Source organism: Pseudomonas fluorescens (genome assembly GCF_900215245.1).
Taxonomy (GTDB): domain Bacteria; phylum Pseudomonadota; class Gammaproteobacteria; order Pseudomonadales; family Pseudomonadaceae; genus Aquipseudomonas; species Aquipseudomonas fluorescens.
Map to the genome: position 1 here is coordinate 3,775,653 of NZ_LT907842.1, position 20,369 is coordinate 3,796,021.

The 20,369-nt window shown below is 60.3% G+C and carries 21 protein-coding genes; 5 read left to right on the forward strand and 16 right to left on the reverse strand.

Annotated features, from left to right (window positions below):
* Window positions 1-30: 30 nt before the first annotated feature.
* The 3 genes from CPH89_RS17500 to rpoS all read left to right on the forward strand — a co-directional run bounded on the left by CPH89_RS17500 (window position 31) and on the right by rpoS (window position 2,827).
* Window positions 31-666, forward strand: a complete 636-nt coding sequence (locus CPH89_RS17500) for a protein-L-isoaspartate(D-aspartate) O-methyltransferase (RefSeq protein ID WP_169850588.1) — start codon at window positions 31-33, stop codon at window positions 664-666.
* Between the two features lie 210 nt (window positions 667-876).
* Window positions 877-1,713 (forward strand): peptidoglycan DD-metalloendopeptidase family protein, encoded by an 837-nt coding sequence (locus CPH89_RS17505; RefSeq protein ID WP_069552040.1) that lies wholly within the window; start codon window positions 877-879, stop codon window positions 1,711-1,713.
* Window positions 1,714-1,819: 106 nt separating this feature from the next.
* Window positions 1,820-2,827 (forward strand): RNA polymerase sigma factor RpoS, encoded by a 1,008-nt coding sequence (rpoS, locus tag CPH89_RS17510; RefSeq protein ID WP_053254759.1) that lies wholly within the window; start codon window positions 1,820-1,822, stop codon window positions 2,825-2,827.
* A gap of 234 nt (window positions 2,828-3,061) precedes the next feature.
* Here the strand turns inward: rpoS and CPH89_RS17515 are convergent, their stop codons facing one another.
* Entirely contained in the window at window positions 3,062-3,271 is a 210-nt protein-coding gene (locus CPH89_RS17515) for a cold-shock protein (protein WP_002554837.1), read from the reverse strand.
* A gap of 389 nt (window positions 3,272-3,660) precedes the next feature.
* Between CPH89_RS17515 and dcd the strand changes: the two genes are divergently transcribed.
* Together dcd and CPH89_RS17525 are read left to right on the forward strand one after the other, a co-directional pair.
* Window positions 3,661-4,227, forward strand: coding sequence for a dCTP deaminase (gene dcd, locus CPH89_RS17520; protein ID WP_017137166.1), 567 nt, complete (start codon window positions 3,661-3,663; stop codon window positions 4,225-4,227).
* 107 nt (window positions 4,228-4,334) lie between these two features.
* Window positions 4,335-4,535: a hypothetical protein gene (locus CPH89_RS17525; protein WP_027604457.1), complete on the forward strand. Its 201-nt coding sequence runs from the start codon at window positions 4,335-4,337 to the stop codon at window positions 4,533-4,535.
* A 30-nt stretch (window positions 4,536-4,565) separates the two neighbouring features.
* Here CPH89_RS17525 and pdeM read toward each other — a convergent pair whose 3' ends face one another.
* From pdeM to CPH89_RS17600, 15 genes are all read right to left on the reverse strand, one after another.
* The gene (gene pdeM / locus CPH89_RS17530) at window positions 4,566-5,201 is read right to left on the reverse strand and encodes a ligase-associated DNA damage response endonuclease PdeM (RefSeq protein WP_053255348.1); all 636 of its coding nucleotides are present in this window, start codon (window positions 5,199-5,201) and stop codon (window positions 4,566-4,568) included.
* A gap of 14 nt (window positions 5,202-5,215) precedes the next feature.
* Window positions 5,216-7,696 (reverse strand): ligase-associated DNA damage response DEXH box helicase, encoded by a 2,481-nt coding sequence (locus CPH89_RS17535; protein WP_053255349.1) that lies wholly within the window; start codon window positions 7,694-7,696, stop codon window positions 5,216-5,218.
* Between the two features lie 57 nt (window positions 7,697-7,753).
* On the reverse strand, window positions 7,754-8,518 hold the full coding sequence (locus CPH89_RS17540; protein WP_053254760.1) for an ABC transporter ATP-binding protein: 765 nt from the start codon (window positions 8,516-8,518) through the stop codon (window positions 7,754-7,756).
* Between the two features lie 13 nt (window positions 8,519-8,531).
* Complete coding sequence (locus CPH89_RS17545) at window positions 8,532-9,650, reverse strand: succinylglutamate desuccinylase/aspartoacylase family protein (protein ID WP_053254761.1); 1,119 nt, start codon at window positions 9,648-9,650, stop codon at window positions 8,532-8,534.
* A gap of 9 nt (window positions 9,651-9,659) precedes the next feature.
* Window positions 9,660-10,370: an ABC transporter permease gene (locus CPH89_RS17550; RefSeq protein ID WP_053254762.1), complete on the reverse strand. Its 711-nt coding sequence runs from the start codon at window positions 10,368-10,370 to the stop codon at window positions 9,660-9,662.
* Window positions 10,367-11,095, reverse strand: a complete 729-nt coding sequence (locus CPH89_RS17555) for an ABC transporter permease (RefSeq protein WP_053254763.1) — start codon at window positions 11,093-11,095, stop codon at window positions 10,367-10,369. Before CPH89_RS17555 ends, CPH89_RS17550 begins: the two co-directional genes overlap by 4 nt.
* Window positions 11,096-11,154: 59 nt before the next feature.
* A complete protein-coding gene (locus CPH89_RS17560; protein WP_053254764.1) occupies window positions 11,155-11,934 on the reverse strand; it encodes a transporter substrate-binding domain-containing protein in 780 nt (259 codons plus the stop codon).
* A 273-nt stretch (window positions 11,935-12,207) separates the two neighbouring features.
* A complete protein-coding gene (locus CPH89_RS17565) occupies window positions 12,208-13,842 on the reverse strand; it encodes an ATP-dependent DNA ligase (RefSeq protein ID WP_053254765.1) in 1,635 nt (544 codons plus the stop codon).
* A complete protein-coding gene (locus CPH89_RS17570; protein ID WP_053254766.1) occupies window positions 13,839-14,843 on the reverse strand; it encodes a ligase-associated DNA damage response exonuclease in 1,005 nt (334 codons plus the stop codon). The genes CPH89_RS17565 and CPH89_RS17570 overlap by 4 nt, the downstream gene beginning before the upstream one ends.
* 201 nt (window positions 14,844-15,044) lie before the next feature.
* A complete protein-coding gene (locus CPH89_RS17575) occupies window positions 15,045-17,486 on the reverse strand; it encodes a penicillin acylase family protein (RefSeq protein ID WP_053254767.1) in 2,442 nt (813 codons plus the stop codon).
* A 209-nt stretch (window positions 17,487-17,695) separates the two neighbouring features.
* Window positions 17,696-18,340: a glutathione S-transferase N-terminal domain-containing protein gene (locus CPH89_RS17580; RefSeq protein ID WP_053254768.1), complete on the reverse strand. Its 645-nt coding sequence runs from the start codon at window positions 18,338-18,340 to the stop codon at window positions 17,696-17,698.
* A 262-nt stretch (window positions 18,341-18,602) separates the two neighbouring features.
* Window positions 18,603-18,803: an SEC-C metal-binding domain-containing protein gene (locus tag CPH89_RS17585; RefSeq protein ID WP_053254769.1), complete on the reverse strand. Its 201-nt coding sequence runs from the start codon at window positions 18,801-18,803 to the stop codon at window positions 18,603-18,605.
* Entirely contained in the window at window positions 18,800-19,282 is a 483-nt protein-coding gene (locus tag CPH89_RS17590; protein WP_053254770.1) for an LEA/WHy family protein, read from the reverse strand. Before CPH89_RS17590 ends, CPH89_RS17585 begins: the two co-directional genes overlap by 4 nt.
* Window positions 19,283-19,301: 19 nt before the next feature.
* A complete protein-coding gene (locus tag CPH89_RS17595) occupies window positions 19,302-19,772 on the reverse strand; it encodes a YchJ family protein (protein ID WP_053254771.1) in 471 nt (156 codons plus the stop codon).
* Window positions 19,773-19,774: 2 nt separating this feature from the next.
* Complete coding sequence (locus tag CPH89_RS17600) at window positions 19,775-20,272, reverse strand: DUF6231 family protein (protein WP_053254772.1); 498 nt, start codon at window positions 20,270-20,272, stop codon at window positions 19,775-19,777.
* Window positions 20,273-20,369: the final 97 nt, after the last annotated feature.

The window sequence follows — 20,369 nt, forward strand, 5'->3', positions numbered from 1 at the left end:
CAAGACGACCTGTTGCGTCGTGGCATCGGGATGACCTCCCAGCGTACCCGCGAGCGTTTGATCCAGCGCCTGTATGAAGAAGGCCTGTCCAACGCCCAGGTGCTGGAAGTTATCCGGCGCACGCCGCGGCACCTGTTTGTCGATGAGGCCCTGGCCCATCGCGCCTATGAAGACACCGCATTGCCGATTGGCCACAACCAGACCATCTCACAGCCGTATATGGTCGCGCGCATGAGCGAACTGCTGTTGGCGGCCGGGCCGTTGGACAAGGTGCTGGAGATCGGCACCGGTTCGGGTTACCAGACTGCCGTGCTCTCGCAACTGGTGGAGCGGGTGTTCTCGGTGGAGCGCATCAAGGTCCTGCAGGATCGCGCCAAGGAGCGCCTGGTGGAGCTCAACCTGCGCAACGTGGTGTTCCGTTGGGGCGATGGTTGGGAAGGCTGGCCTGCGCTGGCGCCCTATAACGGCATTATCGTCACGGCTGTCGCGACCGACGTGCCGCAAGCGTTGCTCGATCAACTGGCGCCTGGCGGGCGGTTGGTCATCCCGGTGGGCTCCGGCGAAGTGCAACAATTGATGCTCATTATCCGAGAGGACGAAGGCTTTTCCCGGCATGTGCTCGGCGCTGTGCGCTTCGTGCCGTTGCTCAATGGCCCGCTGGCCTGATCATTTATTCGCAAACAGTGAATTCTGTGGGTGGGGATGTGTCTTACAGCCGGGCTTATAGAGTCAACGTGATTGGAAGCCGTGATTAAACATCATGAATTTTTCGTTTCAGTCGTGTGCCGGTAAAAACGCCAATGCCCAGTTATACTTGCGTCATATTTCAAGCCTGATACAGGCGTTCATGTTCAGCCACCACAAAGGGAGCGGCGGGTGAGTCTCACAGGTCTTGCGCAGCGTATGAGTAAAACAAGCTTTCAGCGACTGGTGCTTGGCCTTGTCTTGAGTTCCTTGTTGGTGGGTTGCTCAAGCTCCCCATCCAGCGGTGCGCGGGTTGTCGACCGAAACAGCGCCGCGCCGCAAAAGCCGACGGTCACCACCGGGCAATATGTAGTGCGAAAGGGGGACACGATGTTCTCGATCGCCTTCCGTTATGGGTGGGATTACAAGGCACTCGCAGCGCGTAACAATATTCCTGTGCCCTATACGATCCATCCCGGGCAAACCATCCGCTTCGATGGCCGCACGGGCTCAACCCCTACGGCAGTTGTGACAAATTCCGGATCTTCGCCGTCGTCCTCGAGCAGAAGGACCGTCATCACCCGACCTGCAGGCACCGCCACGTCTACGGTTGCGAGCAAGCCGGCACCCGCGCCGTTGCCGCCTGCCGGGCCGGCTCCGACCGGCTGGGGATGGCCTTCAAACGGTGTATTGATTGGAAAATTCTCTTCAAACGGTAGTTTGAATAAAGGCATTGATATCGCCGGGGATTTGGGACAGCCTGTTTTAGCTGCGTCTGATGGGACAGTGGTTTACGCCGGGAGTGGTTTACGGGGCTACGGCGAGCTGGTCATCATCAAACACAGCGATACCTACGTCAGTGCTTACGGCCACAACCGTAGGCTGTTGGTTCGGGAGGGGCAGCAGGTCAAAGTCGGACAGACAATTGCCGAAATGGGGTCAACTGGTACAGACCGGGTGAAACTGCACTTTGAGATTCGCCGCCAAGGGAAACCTGTAGATCCGCTGCAATTCCTACCCCGTCGTTGATGTGTTGCACAGCCTGTTCCCTCACGTAGAAGGAACAGGCTCCAGCGTTGCCAAGGATATAGGCGTCGCTTGAGCTTGAGGTCGAACTCACCAAAGGACTATAACAATGGCTCTCAGTAAAGAAGCGCCGGAGTTTGACATCGACGATGAGGATCTCGCTATTGAGATACTCACCGATAAGGAATCGATGTCGAATGATGAAGGGTCTGCTACACCTTCAGTTCGCACCAAATCCAAGAACTCCACCGCGTTAAAGCAACACAAGTACATTGACTACACGCGGGCGCTCGACGCAACGCAGCTGTACCTCAATGAGATCGGCTTTTCCCCTCTGCTGACGCCCGAAGAAGAAGTCCATTTTGCGCGCTTGTCGCAAAAGGGCGATCCGGCCGGGCGTAAGCGCATGATTGAAAGTAACCTGCGGCTGGTGGTTAAAATCGCCCGGCGTTATGTCAATCGTGGTCTGTCCCTGTTGGACCTGATCGAAGAGGGCAACCTGGGCTTGATCCGGGCGGTGGAGAAGTTCGACCCTGAGCGGGGCTTCCGCTTTTCAACCTATGCCACCTGGTGGATCCGCCAGACCATCGAACGGGCGATCATGAATCAGACCCGCACGATCCGGTTGCCGATCCATGTGGTCAAAGAGCTCAACGTCTACCTGCGGGCAGCGCGAGAGCTCACACAAAAACTCGATCATGAACCTTCGCCTGAAGAGATCGCCAACCTGCTGGAAAAACCGGTAGGGGAGGTCAAGCGCATGCTTGGCTTGAATGAGCGCGTGTCTTCGGTCGATGTCTCGCTGGGTCCGGATTCGGATAAAACCCTGCTGGACACCCTTACGGATGATCGCCCGACGGATCCTTGCGAGCTGTTGCAGGACGATGATCTTTCCCAAAGCATTGACCAGTGGCTGTCTGAGCTCACGGATAAGCAGCGTGAAGTGGTGATTCGCCGCTTCGGCCTGCGTGGCCATGAGAGCAGCACCCTGGAGGATGTAGGCCTGGAAATTGGCCTGACCCGTGAGCGGGTGCGGCAGATCCAGGTAGAGGGCCTCAAGCGCTTGCGTGAGATCCTCGAGAAGAATGGCTTGTCGAGTGAGTCGTTGTTCCAGTAAAGACGCTATACGAAATGTGGGAGTAGGCGTGTGTGGACGCTGGCTTGCCTGCGCTAGCATCACCTCGGTTCATCAGTTACACCGAGTCGATGCTAGCGCAGGCAAGCCAGCTTCCACATACAGCTCACTCCCACATTTTTTTGTGCCAGGAATTCTATTGGCGTAGAGTCAAATCCCAGGCATAAAAAAACCCCGCTTTTAAGGGCGGGGTTTTTTCGACTAAGTCAGTACAAGTTAGATAACTTGAACTTCTTCAGCTTGCATGCCTTTCTGACCGCGGGTAGCGATGAAAGAAACCTGTTGGCCTTCTTTCAGGCTTTTGAAGCCGTCGGATTGGATAGCTTTGAAGTGAACGAACAGGTCGTCACCGGATTGTGGAGTGATGAAGCCGAAGCCTTTTTCATCGTTGAACCACTTAACGGTACCAGTTTGGCGATTAGACATGGTGTATCTCCTTGGACAAAGTTAACTGCGACTCAGGAAAAGCCCTGGCCGAGACTGAGTGCAAAGAGCAGGAAAAATTCTTGGAGATGGTTGGATCGAAATTCAACATATCGTGTAGAGATTCTCAGTGACACAAGCAGCACAGTGGCGCCACCTTAACCCTTTTTCCGGAACGTGCCAATGGTATTTCCGAAGGTTTCTCTATTTTCGTGACTGGCGGTGGTATTTACAGTCGTCCAGCGCCGTAGCGCGGGGCCCGGCCCGACTGGCTGCGCCTTATAGCAGGCAGCGCATTCATCAAGAAAAACCCCACGCCCTTTGAACCCCACGGCCGGCCCCGGTAAGATGCCCAACAGAATTTTTCCACCTCGCTATTCAGGACACCCGCCATGAGCATCAAATCGGACAAGTGGATTCGCCGCATGGCGCAAGAGCACGGCATGATCGAGCCCTTCGTTGAGCGCCAGATCCGTGGCGAAGGCGCGGCTCCCGTGATTTCCTACGGTGTATCCAGCTACGGCTACGACGTGCGTTGCGCCGATGAATTCAAGGTGTTCACCAACATCAACTCGGCCATCGTCGATCCGAAAAACTTCGACGAAAAGAGCTTCGTCGACGTCAAGAGCGACGTGTGCATCATTCCGCCAAACTCCTTTGCCCTGGCGCGCACCGTGGAATTCTTCCGTATTCCCCGTGACGTGCTGACCATCTGCCTGGGTAAAAGCACCTACGCGCGCTGCGGCATCATCGTTAACGTGACGCCGCTGGAGCCCGAGTGGGAAGGCCATGTGACCCTGGAGTTCTCCAATACCACCACGTTGCCAGCCAAGATCTACGCCAACGAAGGCGTGGCGCAAATGCTGTTCCTGCAGTCCGACGAAGCCTGTGAAGTGTCCTATAAAGACCGCGCCGGCAAGTATCAGGGCCAGCGTGGCGTCACTCTCCCACGCGCTTGATCGAAAGGTCTTACACGTAAAGGGAATTAGTCAGCGGGAATTGACTCTATTGGGTGTACTGCCTCGGTGCGTGCAAAACGCACCGAGCCACGCTTGAGGAGTACTTTATGAAGATTGACCCGCGTATCAGCGCTGAACTCGCCCGGCTTGAACCCAACCAGATTGGTGTTTTGGCCTGGTCCCTGATGGCCGACCCAGCGTATGCGGGCGGCATCCCTGGTCAACCTGACGAAGATTGGCCCCAGCAGCCCACCGAGCCCGGTGAACCAACACTTCCGGATGAGCCGCCACCCGCGCCTGTCGCCTGATTTCGTCAGGGCAGGGACATGGCCGGCACGTCAGCGCACCGGCCAGACGTCCTCATCGCCGATCACAAAGATCTGCTGATCCACGCTGTGTTCCACTGCAAAACCACCGGTAAACGCGCCAAACGCTGGCAGTAAGCTGATGCGTGAGCCGATCTGAAAGCACGGCAGCCGTAAGCTCTGGCGACCTTTGCCACGCAATCGATACACCGGATGCACGTGCCCTGCGAGTACGTGGTGGCTGGCGTGGGCGTCGGGCTCATGCTGTAGCGCAAACGGCCCCATCAGCAGCGGCTCTGGCACCACCTCAATCCTCAAGTCAGCCGGCGGGTCACCTGCGCGTTTATCGTGATTGCCACGAATCAAGGTCAGGCTCAGCTCGCGATTGCGCTCCCGCCAGGCCCTCAAGGCGCTCAGGGTGCCGCTGGCGTGAGAGCCGGGGCCATGCAGGAAGTCCCCGAGAAAGATCACCTGCGCGCACGGCAAGGCCGACAGCAGCCGGTCCAGGCGTTGCAGGTTTTCCGAAGTGGTGCCCTGTGGTACTGGCTGCCCCAGGCTGCGATAGGCCGAGGCTTTGCCAAAATGTGCATCGGCAATCAGCAGGCACTGGCGAGCAGGCCAGTACATCGCCTTTTCAGCCAACAACCACACGTCCTCACCCTCAAGCATCACTGAATACACGCTTAGCGCTCCCCGTTGTCTGCGACTTTTTCCAGGTCCCGGACCATCCGCGCAATGCGCTCGGACAGCTTTTCCGAGCTCATGCTTTCGCGCATCCGCTCCACCAGCAGTGGGAAGGCCAGCGGTGTAGGCCGTTCGATCGCATGCAGGTCCAGTTTCAGCGCCACCAGATGGCGCAGGGTGTCTTCCAGGCGACGAATATCCAACTCGTCCCGCAGGACTTCTTCCCCGGCCTGGGTCAGCAGCAGGTTCTGCGGGTCGTATTGCTTGAACACTTCATAGAACAAGCCGCTGGACGCCTGCACCTGACGGGTGCTTTTCGGCGCGCCGGGGTAGCCGGCAAACACCAGCCCGGCGATGCGTGCGATTTCGCGAAAGCGGCGCAGGGCCAGTTCACCTGCGTTCAGGCTGGCCGCTACATCCGGCAATAAATTCGCCGGACTCAGCAGCGCCTCGTTCAATAAAAGCGGCCAGTCCACCGGCGTGGCGCTCAACAGTTCCAAGCCGTAATCATTCACGGCAATCGAAAAGGTCACCGGTTGCAGTTGGCTGACCCGCCACGCCAACAGACTCGCCAGCCCCAGATGCACCTGGCGCCCCGCAAACGGGTAGAGAAACAGGTGCCAGCCCTCCCGCGATTTCAGGGCTTCGGCGAGTAAATGCTCGCGCGTTGGCAGGCCCGACCAGCGCAACTGAGTGTGCAGCAACGGTTGCACCGCCCGCATCTCAGGGCCGTCATATCGCCCGTGCGCGGCGGCATCAAAACGCTCAACCACCGCTTGGGCCAACTCATTGGAGAGCGGCATGCGCCCGCCATTCCAGCGCGGCACGGCGGCTTTTTTCGCGGTGCTGCGTCGCACATAGGCGGTCATGTTTTCCACCCGCACCAGCTCCAGTAAACGCCCGGCAAACAGAAAACCATCCCCGGGTTTGAGTCGGGCGATAAAGCCTTCCTCGACACTGCCCAGGTTCTTGCCGCCACCGCCCTTGCTCCAGAATTTCAGCTGAATACTGGCGTCGCTGACGATCGTGCCCACGCTCATGCGGTGACGGCGCGCCAGGCGGGCATCCGGCACACGCCAGATACCCTGTTCGTCGGGCTCCACACGGCGATAGTCCGGGTAGGCAGTCAGTGACAGGCCGCCATGGCGCACAAACCCCAGCGCCCAGGCCCAATCGGCGTCTGTGAGGTCGCGATAGGCCCAGGCACCGCGCACCTCCGCCAGCAGCGCCTGGGGGATAAACCCACCGCCCAGGGCCATGCTGACCAGGTGCTGTACGAGCACATCCAATGGTTTGTAAGGCGATTCTCGGGCTTCGATGTGCCGCAGGGCGATGGCATCCTGCGCCGCTGCCGCTTCCACCAATTCGAGGCTGTGGGTTGGCACCAGCGTCACCCGTGACGGCCGCCCCGGCGCATGGCCGGAGCGCCCCGCGCGTTGCATCAAGCGCGCGACGCCTTTGGCCGAGCCGATCTGCAGCACCCGCTCCACCGGCAGGAAATCCACGCCCAGGTCCAGGCTGGAGGTACACACCACCGCTTTCAACTGGCCATCCTTCAAGGCCCGCTCCACCCAGTCACGCGTCTCCCGCGACAACGAGCCGTGGTGCAAAGCAATCACGCCGGCCCAATCCGGGCGTGCCTCCAGCAACGCCTGGTACCAGATCTCCGACTGCGCCCGGGTATTGGTAAACACCAGGCAGCTGCTGCTGGTATCCACTTCGGCCACGACCTGCGGCAACATTTTCAAACCGATATGCCCGGCCCAGGGAAAACGCTCGGCAACGGGCGGCAAAAGGGTGTCGACCTTCAGCTCTTTAGCCGTTTGCCCCTGCACATTGATCCCGCCGCCCTGTGGGACCAGGACCTCCAAGGCGTGGGCCTGATTACCCAGCGTTGCCGAAATGCCCCACACCACGAGCTCCGGATGCCAGCGCCGCAGACGCGCCAACGCCAGTTGCAGTTGTACCCCGCGTTTATTGCCGATCAGTTCATGCCACTCATCCACGATCACCATGCGCAGATGCGCCAGGCTCGTTTCACTGTCGGCACGCGCCAGCATCAACGTCAGGCTTTCCGGTGTGGTGACCAGCGCGGTAGGTTGCCGACGCGTCTGGCGTGCGCGTTCGCTGCTGCTGGTGTCGCCGGTGCGCAGGCCGACGCTCCAGGGAATCTGCAAGGCCGCAAGCGGCGCTTCCAGAGCGCGGGCGGTGTCGGCGGCTAATGCGCGCATGGGCGTGATCCACAACACGCTGAGCGGCTCAGCAGGCGCTTTGCGTTTGCCGGTGGCGGGCGGGCGAGTGATGGCGAAACGATTGAGGGCGGCAAACCACAGCGCGTAGGTTTTACCCGCGCCGGTGCTGGCATGCAGCAACCCCGATTGGCCCTCCTTGACCGCTGCCCATACGGCCTTTTGAAAGGCGAACGGCTTCCAGCCCTTGGCGGCAAACCAGTGTTTTGCGAAGTCGAGGGGTTTTGCCATGGGGCGGCTGACGCTCTGGAGGTTGTCTTTCAAAGACCCTCCAGGCGCCGCAAAGGTTTACTTCAAATTACCGCTCAGAAATTGCTGCAGGCGCTCGCTCTTCGGGTTGCCCAGCACCTCTTCGGGCGTGCCTTGCTCTTCCACCAGGCCTTTGTGCAGGAACAGCACCTGGCTCGACACCTTGCGGGCAAAGCTCATTTCGTGGGTGACCATAATCATGGTGCGGCCTTCCTCGGCCAGCCCCTGGATCACTTTCAGCACTTCGCCCACGAGTTCCGGGTCGAGGGCCGAGGTGGGTTCGTCGAACAGCATCACCTCAGGCTCCATGGCCAGGGCACGGGCGATGGCCACGCGTTGCTGCTGGCCACCGGACAGGAACGCCGGGTATTGATCGGCCACGCGCGCCGGCAAACCCACTTTGTCCAGGTAGCGACGGGCGCGGTCTTCGGCGTCCTTCTTGCTGCAACCCAGCACCCGGCGCGGGGCCATGGTGATGTTTTCCAGCACGCTCATGTGGCTCCACAAGTTGAAATGCTGGAACACCATCGCCAGGCGCGTGCGCAGGCGTTGCAGCTCGGCGTCGTCGGCCACGCGCATGCCGTGGCGGTCGCTGACCATGCGGATCTGCTGGCCGTCGAGGGTCATCGCGCCGTCATTGGGGGTTTCCAGAAAGTTGATGCAGCGCAAAAAGGTGCTCTTGCCCGAGCCACTGGCGCCGATCAGGCTGATCACGTCACCGGTCTTGGCCTTGAGCGAGACACCTTTGAGCACTTCATTGTCGCCATAGCTTTTATGCAGGCCTTCAACGGTCAATTTGTACATGGGGCGTGCATCCTCAAGGCGAAAGTAGGTAGCCACTGCGGTAGGCTTCAGTGCCGGCGACATGGCTGATCACCATGCCGGCAGTGGCCATGCGCCGCAGCGAACGGGCGTAAAGCAGGCCGGCATTTTTGCAGTGCACGGGCGTTACGCGGTCAGTAATAGGGTCGATGATTTCAGCGATCAGTTGCCCCGCCTCCAGGTATTCGCCCGGCAGGGCGCTGAACACCAGCAAGCCGCCGACGGGCGTGGTGACCGGCTCGACACCCGCCAGTGGGGTGGCCGGGTAGGGCAAGTCGGGCAATGGCGCAGCGTCGCCGGTAATGGCGCCGAAGTGAATCAGATAGTCGATAATCGCCTGGCAATCGAGGCCGGCCAGGCCGTGGTTGACGTCGCCTTGGCCGCGCAGTTCGACGGTCACCGAAAAGCTGCCCATGGGAATCGGGAAGCGCTCGCCGAAGCGTTGCTGCAACTGCCACCACACCAGGGTGAAACACTCATCAAAGGACTGCCCGCCGGAATCGGTGGCGAGCAAGTTGGCTTCCGAGCCGATATAGCGCGCCAATGGCTCCACCTGCGGCCAGGCCTCGGGCGTGGTGTACAGGTGCGCCACGGCTTCAAAGTCGCAATGCAGGTCCAGCACCATGTCAGCGTCGCAGGCCAGGCGTTGCAGCACCAGGCGTTGTGATTGCAACTGGGTCTGCGCGGTGTGCGCCGCAAGGGCCAGGCTCAGGGCGTCGCGAATGAGTTCGACGTTGTGCTTGGGGTCCTCTCCCAGCAGGTCTTCGACCTGATTGCCAACCTCGTCGCTGAGGTCGACAAACAGGCGATTGAAGTTCTGCCCGCTTTCCAGTTCGTAGCGGCCCAGTGGGATGTCCATCAACACCTGTTCCAGGCCCACCGGGTTGGCGATCGGCACCAACACGACTTCACTCAGCAGCCGTCCGGCAGCGGCCAGCTCGGCAAGGCGCGCCTTCAAGTGCCAGGCCACCAGCATGCCCGGCAGTTCATCGGCATGCAGCGATGACTGGATGTAGACCTTGCCTTCAGCCTGTTCCGGGCCGAAGTGGAAACTGTGAATCTGCCGCGCCGTACCTGGCACCGGCGCGATCAGTTCGTGTACCTGATGACGCATGAATGCTCCTTAGTGGCTCGGCCCGAGGAAGGCCAGCCAGCGGCGCTCCGCCAGACGAAACAGACCGACCAGGGCAAAGGTCACGGTCAGGTAGATCAGTGCGGCGATACCGAATGATTGAAAGGTCATGTAGGTGGCCGAGTTGGCGTCCCGGGCAACCTTGAGAATGTCCGGCACCGTCGCGGTAAAGGCCACGGTGGTCGAGTGCAGCATCAGGATCACTTCATTGCTGTAGTACGGCAATGAGCGGCGCAGGGCCGACGGCATGATCACATACGCATACAGCTTCCAACCGCTCAGGCCATAGGCCTTGGCCGCCTCGACCTCACCGTGGGCCATGCTGCGGATCGACCCGGCGAAAATTTCGGTGGTGTAGGCGCAGGTATTGAGGGCAAACGCCAGGATGGTGCAGTTCATCGCGTCGCGAAAGAACGCATCCAGCACCGGCTGCGCGCGTACGGCGGCAATGCTGTAGATCCCGGTGTAGCAGATCAGCAGTTGGATATAGAGCGGCGTGCCACGAAACAGGTAGGTGTAGAACTGCACCGGCCAGCGAATATAGCGTTTGCGCGACACGCGGGCGATGGACAGCGGGATCGACACCAGAAAACCAAACACCAGCGAGGCGCTGAGCAGCCACATGGTCATCGCGAGCCCGGTGATGTGCTGGCCGTCGCTATAAAGGAAGGGGCGCCAGTATTGCTGCAGAAGTTCGATCATCGCACGGCCTCCCTGGACCCAGCGGAGTAGCGACGTTCAAGCCGGCGCAGGACAAAGTTAGAGGCGCTGGTGATCAGCAAGTAGATAAATGCCGCGATTACCAGGAAGTAGAACAGTTGATAGGTACTCTTGCCCGCATCCTGGGCAGCCTTGACCAGGTCAGCGAGACCGATGATCGACACCAGCGCGGTGGCCTTGAGCATCACCATCCAGTTGTTACCGATGCCCGGCAGGGCAAAGCGCATCATCTGTGGGAAAGTTACAAAGCGAAACCGCTGCCCGCGAGTCAGCCCATAGGCGGTCGCGGCTTCGAGCTGACCACGGGGCACCGCGAGGATGGCGCCGCGAAAGGTCTCGGTGAAGTAGGCACCGTAGATGAAGCCCAGGGTGATAACCCCGGCGCTGAATGGGTCGATCTCGATGTAGTCCCATTCCATGAAGTCGGTAAAACCGGTCAGCCAGATTTGCAGGCTGTAGAAAATCAGCAACATCAGCACCAGGTCGGGCACGCCGCGAATCAAGGTGGTGTAGAGCTGGGCGGGGATGCGGATCAGGCTGACGCTGGACAGTTTTGCGCTGGCGCCGATCAGGCCCAGTAGAACGCTGACGGCCAGGGAGGCGACCGACAGTTTCACGGTCATCCACGTACCTTGCAGCAAAAGCGGGCCGAACCCCTTCAAACTGAAGGCACTCAGCCCCAGGGTTTGCAAAAGATCTTCAAACATGAATTCAGGACCTATGGCGATAAAAAAGCGCCCACCTGAAAAAGGTGGGCGCCAGGGTGTTATTTACCGCTGTACAGGTTCAGATCGCCGAAGTGTTTCTTCTGGATGGTGGCGTAGGTGCCATCATCGTGTAACGCTTTGATACCTTTATCGAGCAGGGCCTTGAGGTCTTTGTTACCTTTTTTGATACCGACCGCCGTTTTGGATGGCAACAGTGGGTCATCGATGGCCTTGCTGACTTCGTAGCCAGCGCCCGCTGGCGACTTCAAAAAGCCCAGTTCGGCTTGCAGCATGTCCTGCACCGAAGCGTCGAGACGACCGGAAGTCAGGTCGGCGTACACTTGGTCCTGGTTGGCATAGGCCTTGGTGGTGACACCGGCTTTATCCAATACGGCCTTGGCGTAGGCTTCCTGGATGGTGCCTTGCTCGTAACCCACGGATTTGCCCTTGAGCGACTCAGGCGTGGAGTAGTTCGCGCCTTTCTTGAACACCAGCGAAGTCGGGCCGGAGAACAGCTCGCTGGAGAAGTCGATCGCCTTTTCACGGGCTTCGGTCACGGTCATCGAGGAAATCACGCCGTCGAACTTGTTGGCGTTGAGGCCTGGAATCATGCCGTCAAAGTCACTTTCGACCCACTTGCACTTGACCTTCAGCTCGGCGCAGATCGCATTGCCCAGGTCGATATCGAAGCCTACCAGGCTGCCGTCGGCGGCCTTGGATTCGAACGGCGCGTAGGAAGGATCGACACCAAAACGCAATTCCTTGTATTCCTTGGCTGTAGCAACACCAGCAGCCATGCACAGAGCCAGTGCAGAAAGGGTCAGCAATGCTTTTTTCATTATGTAATCCCTGGAAACCAAGATAAGCGCTTGTGGCGCGTTTATGACTGTTACTGAACGGTGTCAGACGGATCACAGGTAGCAATTTCTGCACCATAGTTCCGAATGTCGTTCCGAATGATTGTTTTAAAAGGAAGGACGAGGGAGTTCTGAGTGTAGGAGATGCCCGAAAATGGGCATGAATTTTTCAGCGCACCATTTAGAGGCGCATGCGGATAAAAACCGGCGAGCTGGCCTGCTCCCACAATCATTGAGGGGATTGCAGAAGAAGCGTCAGGCCAGTAAGTCCTGCAGCGTTCCCAGATTGTCGGCCTCGTCCACCGCCTTATCCTGGCGCCAGCGCAGCATCCTCGGAAACCGCACCGCAATCCCGCTCTTGTGCCGCTTGGACAGGGCGATCCCCTCGAACCCCAGTTCAAACACCATGCTCGGCGTCACACTGCTGACCGGGCCGAATTTTTCCAGCGTGGTTTTACGCACGATGGCATCGACCTTGCGCATTTCTTCGTCAGTCAGGCCCGAATACGCCTTGGCGAACGGCACCAGCGTGCGTTCAGTTCCCGGCGGGCCGTCCCACACCGCGAAGGTGTAGTCGCTATACAGGCTGGCACGGCGGCCATGGCCGCGCTGGGCGTAAATCAACACGGCGTCGACGCTGAACGGGTCGACTTTCCATTTCCACCACACGCCCATGTCCTTGGTACGGCCTACGCCGTAGAGACCCTCACGCGCCTTGAGCATCATGCCCTCCACGCCGAGGCGGCGAGAGCCCTCACGTTGTTGGGCGAGGTCCGCCCAGCTGTCACCGGTCAGCAGCGGTGATGGCAACAGTATCGGTTGGTTGCACTGCGCAATCACCTGCTCAAGCTGGGCGCGGCGCTCGGCCTGGGTGTGGTTGCGCCAGTCTTCGCCCTGGTATTCCAGCAGGTCGTAGGCCAAAACGGCGACCGGCGCGTCCTCAAGGATTTTTTTGCTTAAGGTTTTGCGGCCAATGCGCTGTTGCAGGCGTGCGAAAGGCTGCACTGCGTCCTTCCACACCACGATTTCGCCGTCGATTACCGTGCCATCCGGCAGCCCACTCACCAGGCTGTGCAGTTCAGGAAATCGTTCGGTGACCAGCTCTTCCCCCCGAGACCAGACCCATAGGCGACCTTCACGCTTGACCAGTTGCGCGCGGATGCCGTCCCATTTCCATTCCACCTGCCAGTCGGCGGGGGAGCCGAGCAGGGCGTCGAATTGCTCCACTGGTTGGGCCAACCCGTGGGCGAGGAAAAATGGATAAGGTTGGCCGCCGCGTTGCGCATGTTCGTCGGACGATTCGGCGGCGATTAGCTTGAGGTAGCCTTCGGCTGTCGGACGGTTGGACAGGTCGGTGTAGCCCACCAAGCGCTGGGCCACGCGTTTGCTGTCGAGGTCGGCCATGGCGGCAAGGGCGCGGGTGACCAGCAATTTAGACACACCCACGCGAAAACTGCCGGTGATCAATTTGATGCACACCATCAGGCTCGGTTGATCCAGTTGCGCCCATAACGCCGGCAGGCGTTCGGCCAGTTCCAGCGGCGGCAGACCGCGCAGGGGCAGGAGCTTTTCTTCCAGCCATACCGCCAGACCGTCTTCCGAGGTGTAGGTCGATTCCGGTAACAGCAGGGAAATGGTCTCCGCCAAGTCGCCGACGGACTGGTAACTTTCCTCGAATAACCAGGGTTCAATGCCCGACGCTTCGGTGGCCATGTCCCGCAGCAAGCGTGTTGGCACCAGTTGACGCGGCCGCCCGCCGGACAGGAAGTACACGGCCCACGCGGCATCCTGTGGCGGTGCTTGGCGAAAGTAGGTTTGCAGCGCGGCAAGCTTGGCGTTGCTGGACGTGGTGGCGTCGAGGTTGGCGTACAACTCGGCGAATGCTTTCATGCCGTGGCCTCTTCTTCATCATCACCGTATTCGGTGGTGAAGCCCTGGGCGTCCAGGCCTTTTTCGCGCAGGTGGCGCACCAATACGCCTACGGAGCCGTGGGTGACCATCACCCGCTCGGCGCCGGTTTGCTCGATGGCCCACAACAGGCCGGGCCAATCGGCGTGGTCCGACAGCACAAAGCCGCGGTCCACACCGCGCCGTCGCCGAGTGCCGCGCAGGCGCATCCAGCCGCTGGCGAACGCGTCGCTGTAGTCGCCGAAGCGGCGTATCCAGCTGCTGCCTCCGGCGGAGGGTGGCGCAATGATCAAGGCTTGGCGCAGCAGCGGGTCGGTTTTGTTAACGTCGCCAGCATAAAGGGTTTCGGGGATATAGACCCCGGCCTCGCGGTACACGCGGTTCAAGGGTTCGACCGCACCGTGGCTGAGGATCGGGCCGATACTGGCATCGATGCCGTGCAGGATGCGCTGGGCTTTGCCGAAGGAATAACAGAACAGCACGCTGGCCTTGCCGGCGGCGATATTGGCCTGCCACCAATCATTGATCCCGGCGAAGATCTGCGCCTGGGGCTGCCAGCGATAGATCGGCAGGCCAAACGTGGATTCGGTGATAAAGGTGTGGCAACGCACCGGCTCGAAAGGCGCGCACGTGCCATCGGGTTCGACCTTGTAGTCACCGGATGCGACCCAGACTTCGCCCTGGTATTCCAGTCGCACCTGGGCTGAGCCGAGCACATGCCCGGCGGGGTGAAAGCTCAACGTGACGCCGTGGTGCAGGAGTTTTTCACCGTAGGCGAGGGTCTGCAGGTTGATGTCCTGACCCAACCGCGAGCGCAGGATGCCTTCGCCGGGCGCGGCCGCCAGATAGTGCTGGTTGCCCGTGCGGGCGTGGTCGCCGTGGGCGTGGGTGATGACCGAGCGCTCGACGGGGCGCCAAGGGTCGATGTAAAAATCACCGGCGGGGCAGTAGAGGCCTTCGGGCCGGGCGATGACAAGGTCCATGGGCGTGCCGCGGGCAATGGGCTTATCAGGTATGAGGGGACGGTGGGGCGAGAAGTTCTATCGGAATGCGTAAGGTCAATGTGGGAGCGGGCTTGCTCGCGAAAGCGCGGGTTCAGCCCATTCTTGAGTGACTGATCGAGCGCATTCGCGAGCAAGCCCGCTCCCACCGGTTTGATTCGGTTTCTTCAGTCAAAAACCGGGTTACTTGCCGGGCGTCAGGGTCAACCGGGTCTTCCCATATACCTTGTCAAAATTCTGCGGCTGCATCGGGAAGCTCAGGTATTGCGCCTTGAGCGCCGGGTCGATGCCGTTCGCATAGTTCGGGCTGGCCGGGTTGCCGGACTGGCCGATGCCGCCCTGGCCCATCATCGGTTCGGCCTGGCCAAAGTCGACGATCATGCGCAGCGCCGGCACTTGGGTCGTCGCGAAGTCCTGGCCCCAGCGATACGGCGCCGGGTTCAAGGTGTTGTGGTCGCCGCCACTGGCGAATGGGCCACGAATCACTTGGCCGCTGGTGTTTTTCCAGGTGGTGCTGTGCAACTTGCCCCACTGCCAGGCTTTGCGATCACTGCCCAATTGGCTGTCGCCGGCGCTGATTGCGGCGGCGAGGCTGCGGGCCAGGATCGCCGGCTTGTCTTCTTTTTGCGCGGTGCGCACGTCATCCCAGAACGGGCTGTCTTCGCGGCCCAGCAGGTGGTCGGCGTTGGCGGAGTAGGACACGTTGGCGTTGCTGATAAAGGCTTTCCAGCTGGCGCTGTTTTCCGGGCCGAGTTCGTCGAGGAAGATCTGTTTGGTGCTTTCCTGCAGGAACAGCTCGTAGATCGCCGCGTCAGCGGAAGTCGGCGCCAGGCGGCCATCAAAAGCCATCAGGCGAGTCAGCGCCTCGCGCGCCTTGGCCGCTTCGGCTGCCGGCAATGCCTCGATTGCCTGTTTCAGCGGCTGGGCCATGCCCGGCGCCTGGAACATGCTCTTGAGTTTGGCGGCGAACGTGGTGGTCTGGTCGTACTGCATGGCGATCATGCTGCGCGCGTCATGCTTGCCGGCGTTGGCCAGTTGCGCCAGACGCTCGCTGCGTTCCGGTGCATCCCAGGAGTTGGACAGCTGCATGCCATAGCCGCGTGGCGCAGTGCGTTGGTTGGCGGTGCCGATCCAGCCTTGGGCCGGGTCTTGATCGTAGGGGTGCAGCATCGCGTCGGCGTAACCGTCCCAGTCGAAACGCGCGTCCCAGCCCGGCGAGGGCAGCAGGCCTTCGCCTTCGCGGCGGTTGGGGAAGCGGCCGGTGACTTGCCAGCCAATGCTGCTGGCGTCGGCGAAAATCATGTTCAGGGCGATGGCGCGGATTTCACGGGTCGCATCCGAGGCCTTGCCGGCGCTTTGTGCGCGGGACAGGTCGAAGAACGCATCCAGGCTCTTGTCGTCCTTGAAATCGGCGGTTTGCAGGGCCAGGCCGAAACCGCTGGTCAGGGCCTGGCTGCTGTTGAGCAGGGCGCCGTGGCGGGTTTCGTACACCACTTCGCGAATCGGCCGCTGGCCCTTGGCGAAGTAGGTTTCGTTACGCACGGCGGCCGGCAGCCATTTGCCGTTGTTCTCGTAGTACAACGCGCTGCCCTGGCGCTTGACCTTCTCCAGGAACAGGTCCTGGGTATCGCCTTTGACGGCGCTCATGCTCCACGCCACTTTGCCGTTGAAGCCCGACAGCAGGGTCGGCAAACCGGCAATCGAGGCGCCGACCGCCTGGTATTTCGGCGCACGAATCTGCACGTAGTTCCACGGCGACGGTGCTTGTGGCTGGGCCGCGAGGTCGTTGGCCAGCAAACTTTTGCCGCTGCGGCTGCGTTGCGGGCCGATGGCCCAGTTGCTTGACGTGGTAACGGCCAGCGCATTCACGCTGCTCAACTGCTGACCGACGCTTTCCAGCCCGGCCAGGCCGGTGATCTGGCTGAGGTTGACGCCTTTGAGCTTGTCGGTTTCGGCCTGCGGGATCGGCTCGTCCGGCGCGCTTGGGGTAAGCCAGGCGAGTTTGTCGACGCCGACCTTTTGCGCGAGCACCAACGACGACAGCTCTTCCTGCAGGTTGCTCGACTCGCTGAAATTCAGCAGGCAGAACAGCAGTGCCGAATCTTCCGGTTTCCAGTACTCCGGCTTGTAGCCCGTCTGGGCCAGGTCCGGCGGCAGCTTGTCGCGGTAGCGGAACAGGTAGGCGTTGACGCCACGGGCATACACTTCAAAGAAGCGCTTGAGGCGCGGTGACGAAGCGTTGTACAGCTCGCCGGCGCTTTTTTTCAGGTTAACGGCCCGCATGAAACGGTCGACATCCAGCATGTCCGCGCCGGACATTTCCGCCAGCCGGCCCTGAGCCAGCAAGCGCAAGGTGACCATCTGCGTGATGCGGTCGCTGGCGTGCACATAACCAAGGCTGAACAGCGCGTCATGGAAGGTGTTGCTTTCGATCAGCGGCATGCCCTGGGCGTTGCGGCGCACCGAAACATTCTGTGCCAGGCCTTTGATCGGCTGCACACCGGCGACGGGAGGCAGGGTGTCCTGGGTGCTCTGGATCTGGCAACCGGCCAGGCTTAATGCACTGGCTACTGCCGCGGCAACGCCGAACCGGGGAAGAAAATGTGAGAGGGCTGGCGAGGCCATGGCAAAGCTCCTGCGGGGGGTAGCGTCATTAAAGGCGCTACGTTAGTGAGCGCGGCGAAACGACGCAAGCAGGAGTTTGGGTCTTGCGCAAATCATAGGTGGGAGCGGGGTTGCTCGCGAACGCGGTGTGTCAGTCAATCAAGGTCTGACTGAACCACCCCGTTCGCGAGCAAGCCCGCTCCCACAGTTTCACCGAGCAAGACTTTGAATCAGGATTTGGGCGGATTCACCTTCTGTACCAGTTCATACGCCCGAACCGTCGCCGGCCGCTCTTTGATGCTGTTGAACCAGCGATGAACGTGGGGGAAATCCTCCAGACGCTGGCTCTGCCATTTGTGGGAAACAATCCACGGGTAAATCGCCATGTCAGCAATGCTGTACGCCTCGCCCGCCACGAACGGACGATCCGCCAGGCGCCGGTCCAGCACGCCATACAGGCGCGCGGTTTCATCTACGTAGCGTTTAATCGCGTAGGGGATTTTCTCTGGTGCGAACTGGCTGAAGTGATGGTTCTGCCCGGCCATCGGCCCAAGCCCACCCATTTGCCAGAACAGCCATTGCAACGCTTCCTGGCGACCGCGCAGGTCTTTGGGAATGAACTGGCCGGTTTTTTCCGCGAGGTACAGCAGGATTGCGCCTGATTCAAACAGCGAAATCGGCGCGCCGCCGTCGCTCGGGTGCTGATCGACGATGGCCGGAATACGGTTGTTGGGAGCGATCTTCAAGAAGTCCGGCTTGAACTGGTCGCCCTGGCCGATATTGATCGGGTGCACCGTGTAGGGCAGACCGGCTTCTTCCAGAAACAGCGATACTTTGTGACCGTTGGGGGTAGTCCAGTAATACAGGTCGATCATGAAGCTCTCCAAATGAGCGAATGCCTGTAGGTATAGGTGATGTTTGGGGCGCGAAAATTCAATGAAACATTTAGCGCTACCGTTAGAAGCGTTTTACACCGCGCACACCTTTGGGCGGGCGCATCACGGGCGCTTGAATGTGAGTCATCGCGAGGGCGGGGGATTGCAGGGGCTGTTGCTGTTTCAGAGAAACCCTGAACTGAAATCACCTGCAAATGTGGGCGCAGGCACGCCAGCCCCCACATTGACTGCACTCAGGGCATCAGGCCCCGTGGCACTTCTTGAATTTCTTCGCGCTGCCGCATGGGCAAGGGTCGTTGCGACCAACGTCTTTCAGGGTGTTGCGCACCGGCTCCTGGTGAGCGTGGCCGCAGTTCGGGCCGTGGACATGGCCGTGGTCGTGATCATGGTGATCGTGATCGTGGTTGCAGTCAGGACCATGGACATGGGGTTGCTGAGTCATCGATGTCGCTCCGGAATAAAATCGCCGGGGATTATCTCGCCATTGTGGGCGACCTGCACGTCATTACCGATGAATAATCCGGTTTTCAGCTCGCCTTCCAGACGATAGGGGACGGGCTTGGTGGGGTTTTTCAACATCTGCACCACATCGCGAATCTTTGGCCAGAGGTTGGTACGCACCGACACCCGGAAAAACCCATGGCTTCGCGGCGGTATGGTGAGCCATTCGTTGGACTCGCCTTCGGTCAGCACGAAACTGCCCAGGGTGACTTTGTAGATCAACCCGCGCACCGTGAGGTCCGCGTCGTCACGGTTGTCCACGCGAAAGTACAGCTTGAACTTTTGTTCCAGCAACTTGGCCCGTACCACTTCAACTTTCACCAGCGAGACGTGAGGCGCGGGCGTGTCGTCTTCGAACCATGAAGCACAGCCGGTCAGACTCAGGGTCAACGCCAGCATCAAGCTGTACATCCGGAGCATGGCGTTATCCTTGAGTTGATTAGAGGTAGCCGGAACAGCACTTCTTGAATTTCTGCCCGCTGCCACACAAACATACATCATTGCGCCCAACCTTCACTTCAACCGTCGGGTCGATGAAGTACCAGCGCCCATCATTCTGTACGAAAGAAGATTGCTCACGGTGGCTGTGTTCTCCGCTACCGTCGTGCCAGCGTGCGGTAAAGGTCACAAAGGCATGTTCGGGCTGGCCGCCGAACACCTCCGAGCTTTCCACTTCAAGGCCCAGCCAAGTGCTCTGGGCACTCCAGGCGCCGATGGCGGCGCGGTCCAGGCCGGCTTGCTGCGCCGGCACGGTGGTGGCCACCAGATAGTCCACCAGGCCCAGCACATAGGCGCTGTAGCGTGAGCGCATCAGCGCGGTGGCGCAGGGCGCGGGGTGGCCGGCGTGATAATGGCCGCAGCAGGCATCCAGCAGGTTGCCACTGCCGCAGGGGCATATGGATGTACTCATGGTTACCACCAATACTTTCCGAAGTTTTCCGGGTTGGCCCAGAAGCGGGCGTTGAGCCAGTCCGGCACTTGTTTATAGTCAAGCAGATCATAGGTGAACAGCGTCAGGACCTGATCGTCACGCTGGAAGCGCTCGCCGGCTTGCAACGCCAGGGAGAAGAAGTCGGTGTCTTTCCAGCCGCAGGCGCTCAGGTCCACCAACACCGCAATGCGGCTGCTGTTGAGGTTGCGAATGCCGCCGAGCAGGGTCAGGCCCTGCGGTTTTGACAGGTGCTCCAGGCAATCGACCACCAATGCCAGGTCAAAACGCTGCGCCGCCAGTTCTGCCGGCAACGGCCCGGGCGGGGCGATCGACACTTGGGTCTGCGGATGCTCGGCCTGAAAGGCCTCCAGCGCCGGAAACTGGCTGGCACCCAACAGCAACAGGCGTTTGGGTTGGTGTAAATCGAGCAAAGCGGCCAGGGCTTGCTGGGGGGTACGGGAAGAAATGCCAGCGGTCATCAGAGATCCTCACATCATGACCCTAGAGACTAGCGCGGCTGAGCGTGCGGGCCTAGAGCGGGCGGCGGCGAAAAGTCCGCCAAGAGCAGCGATCCTC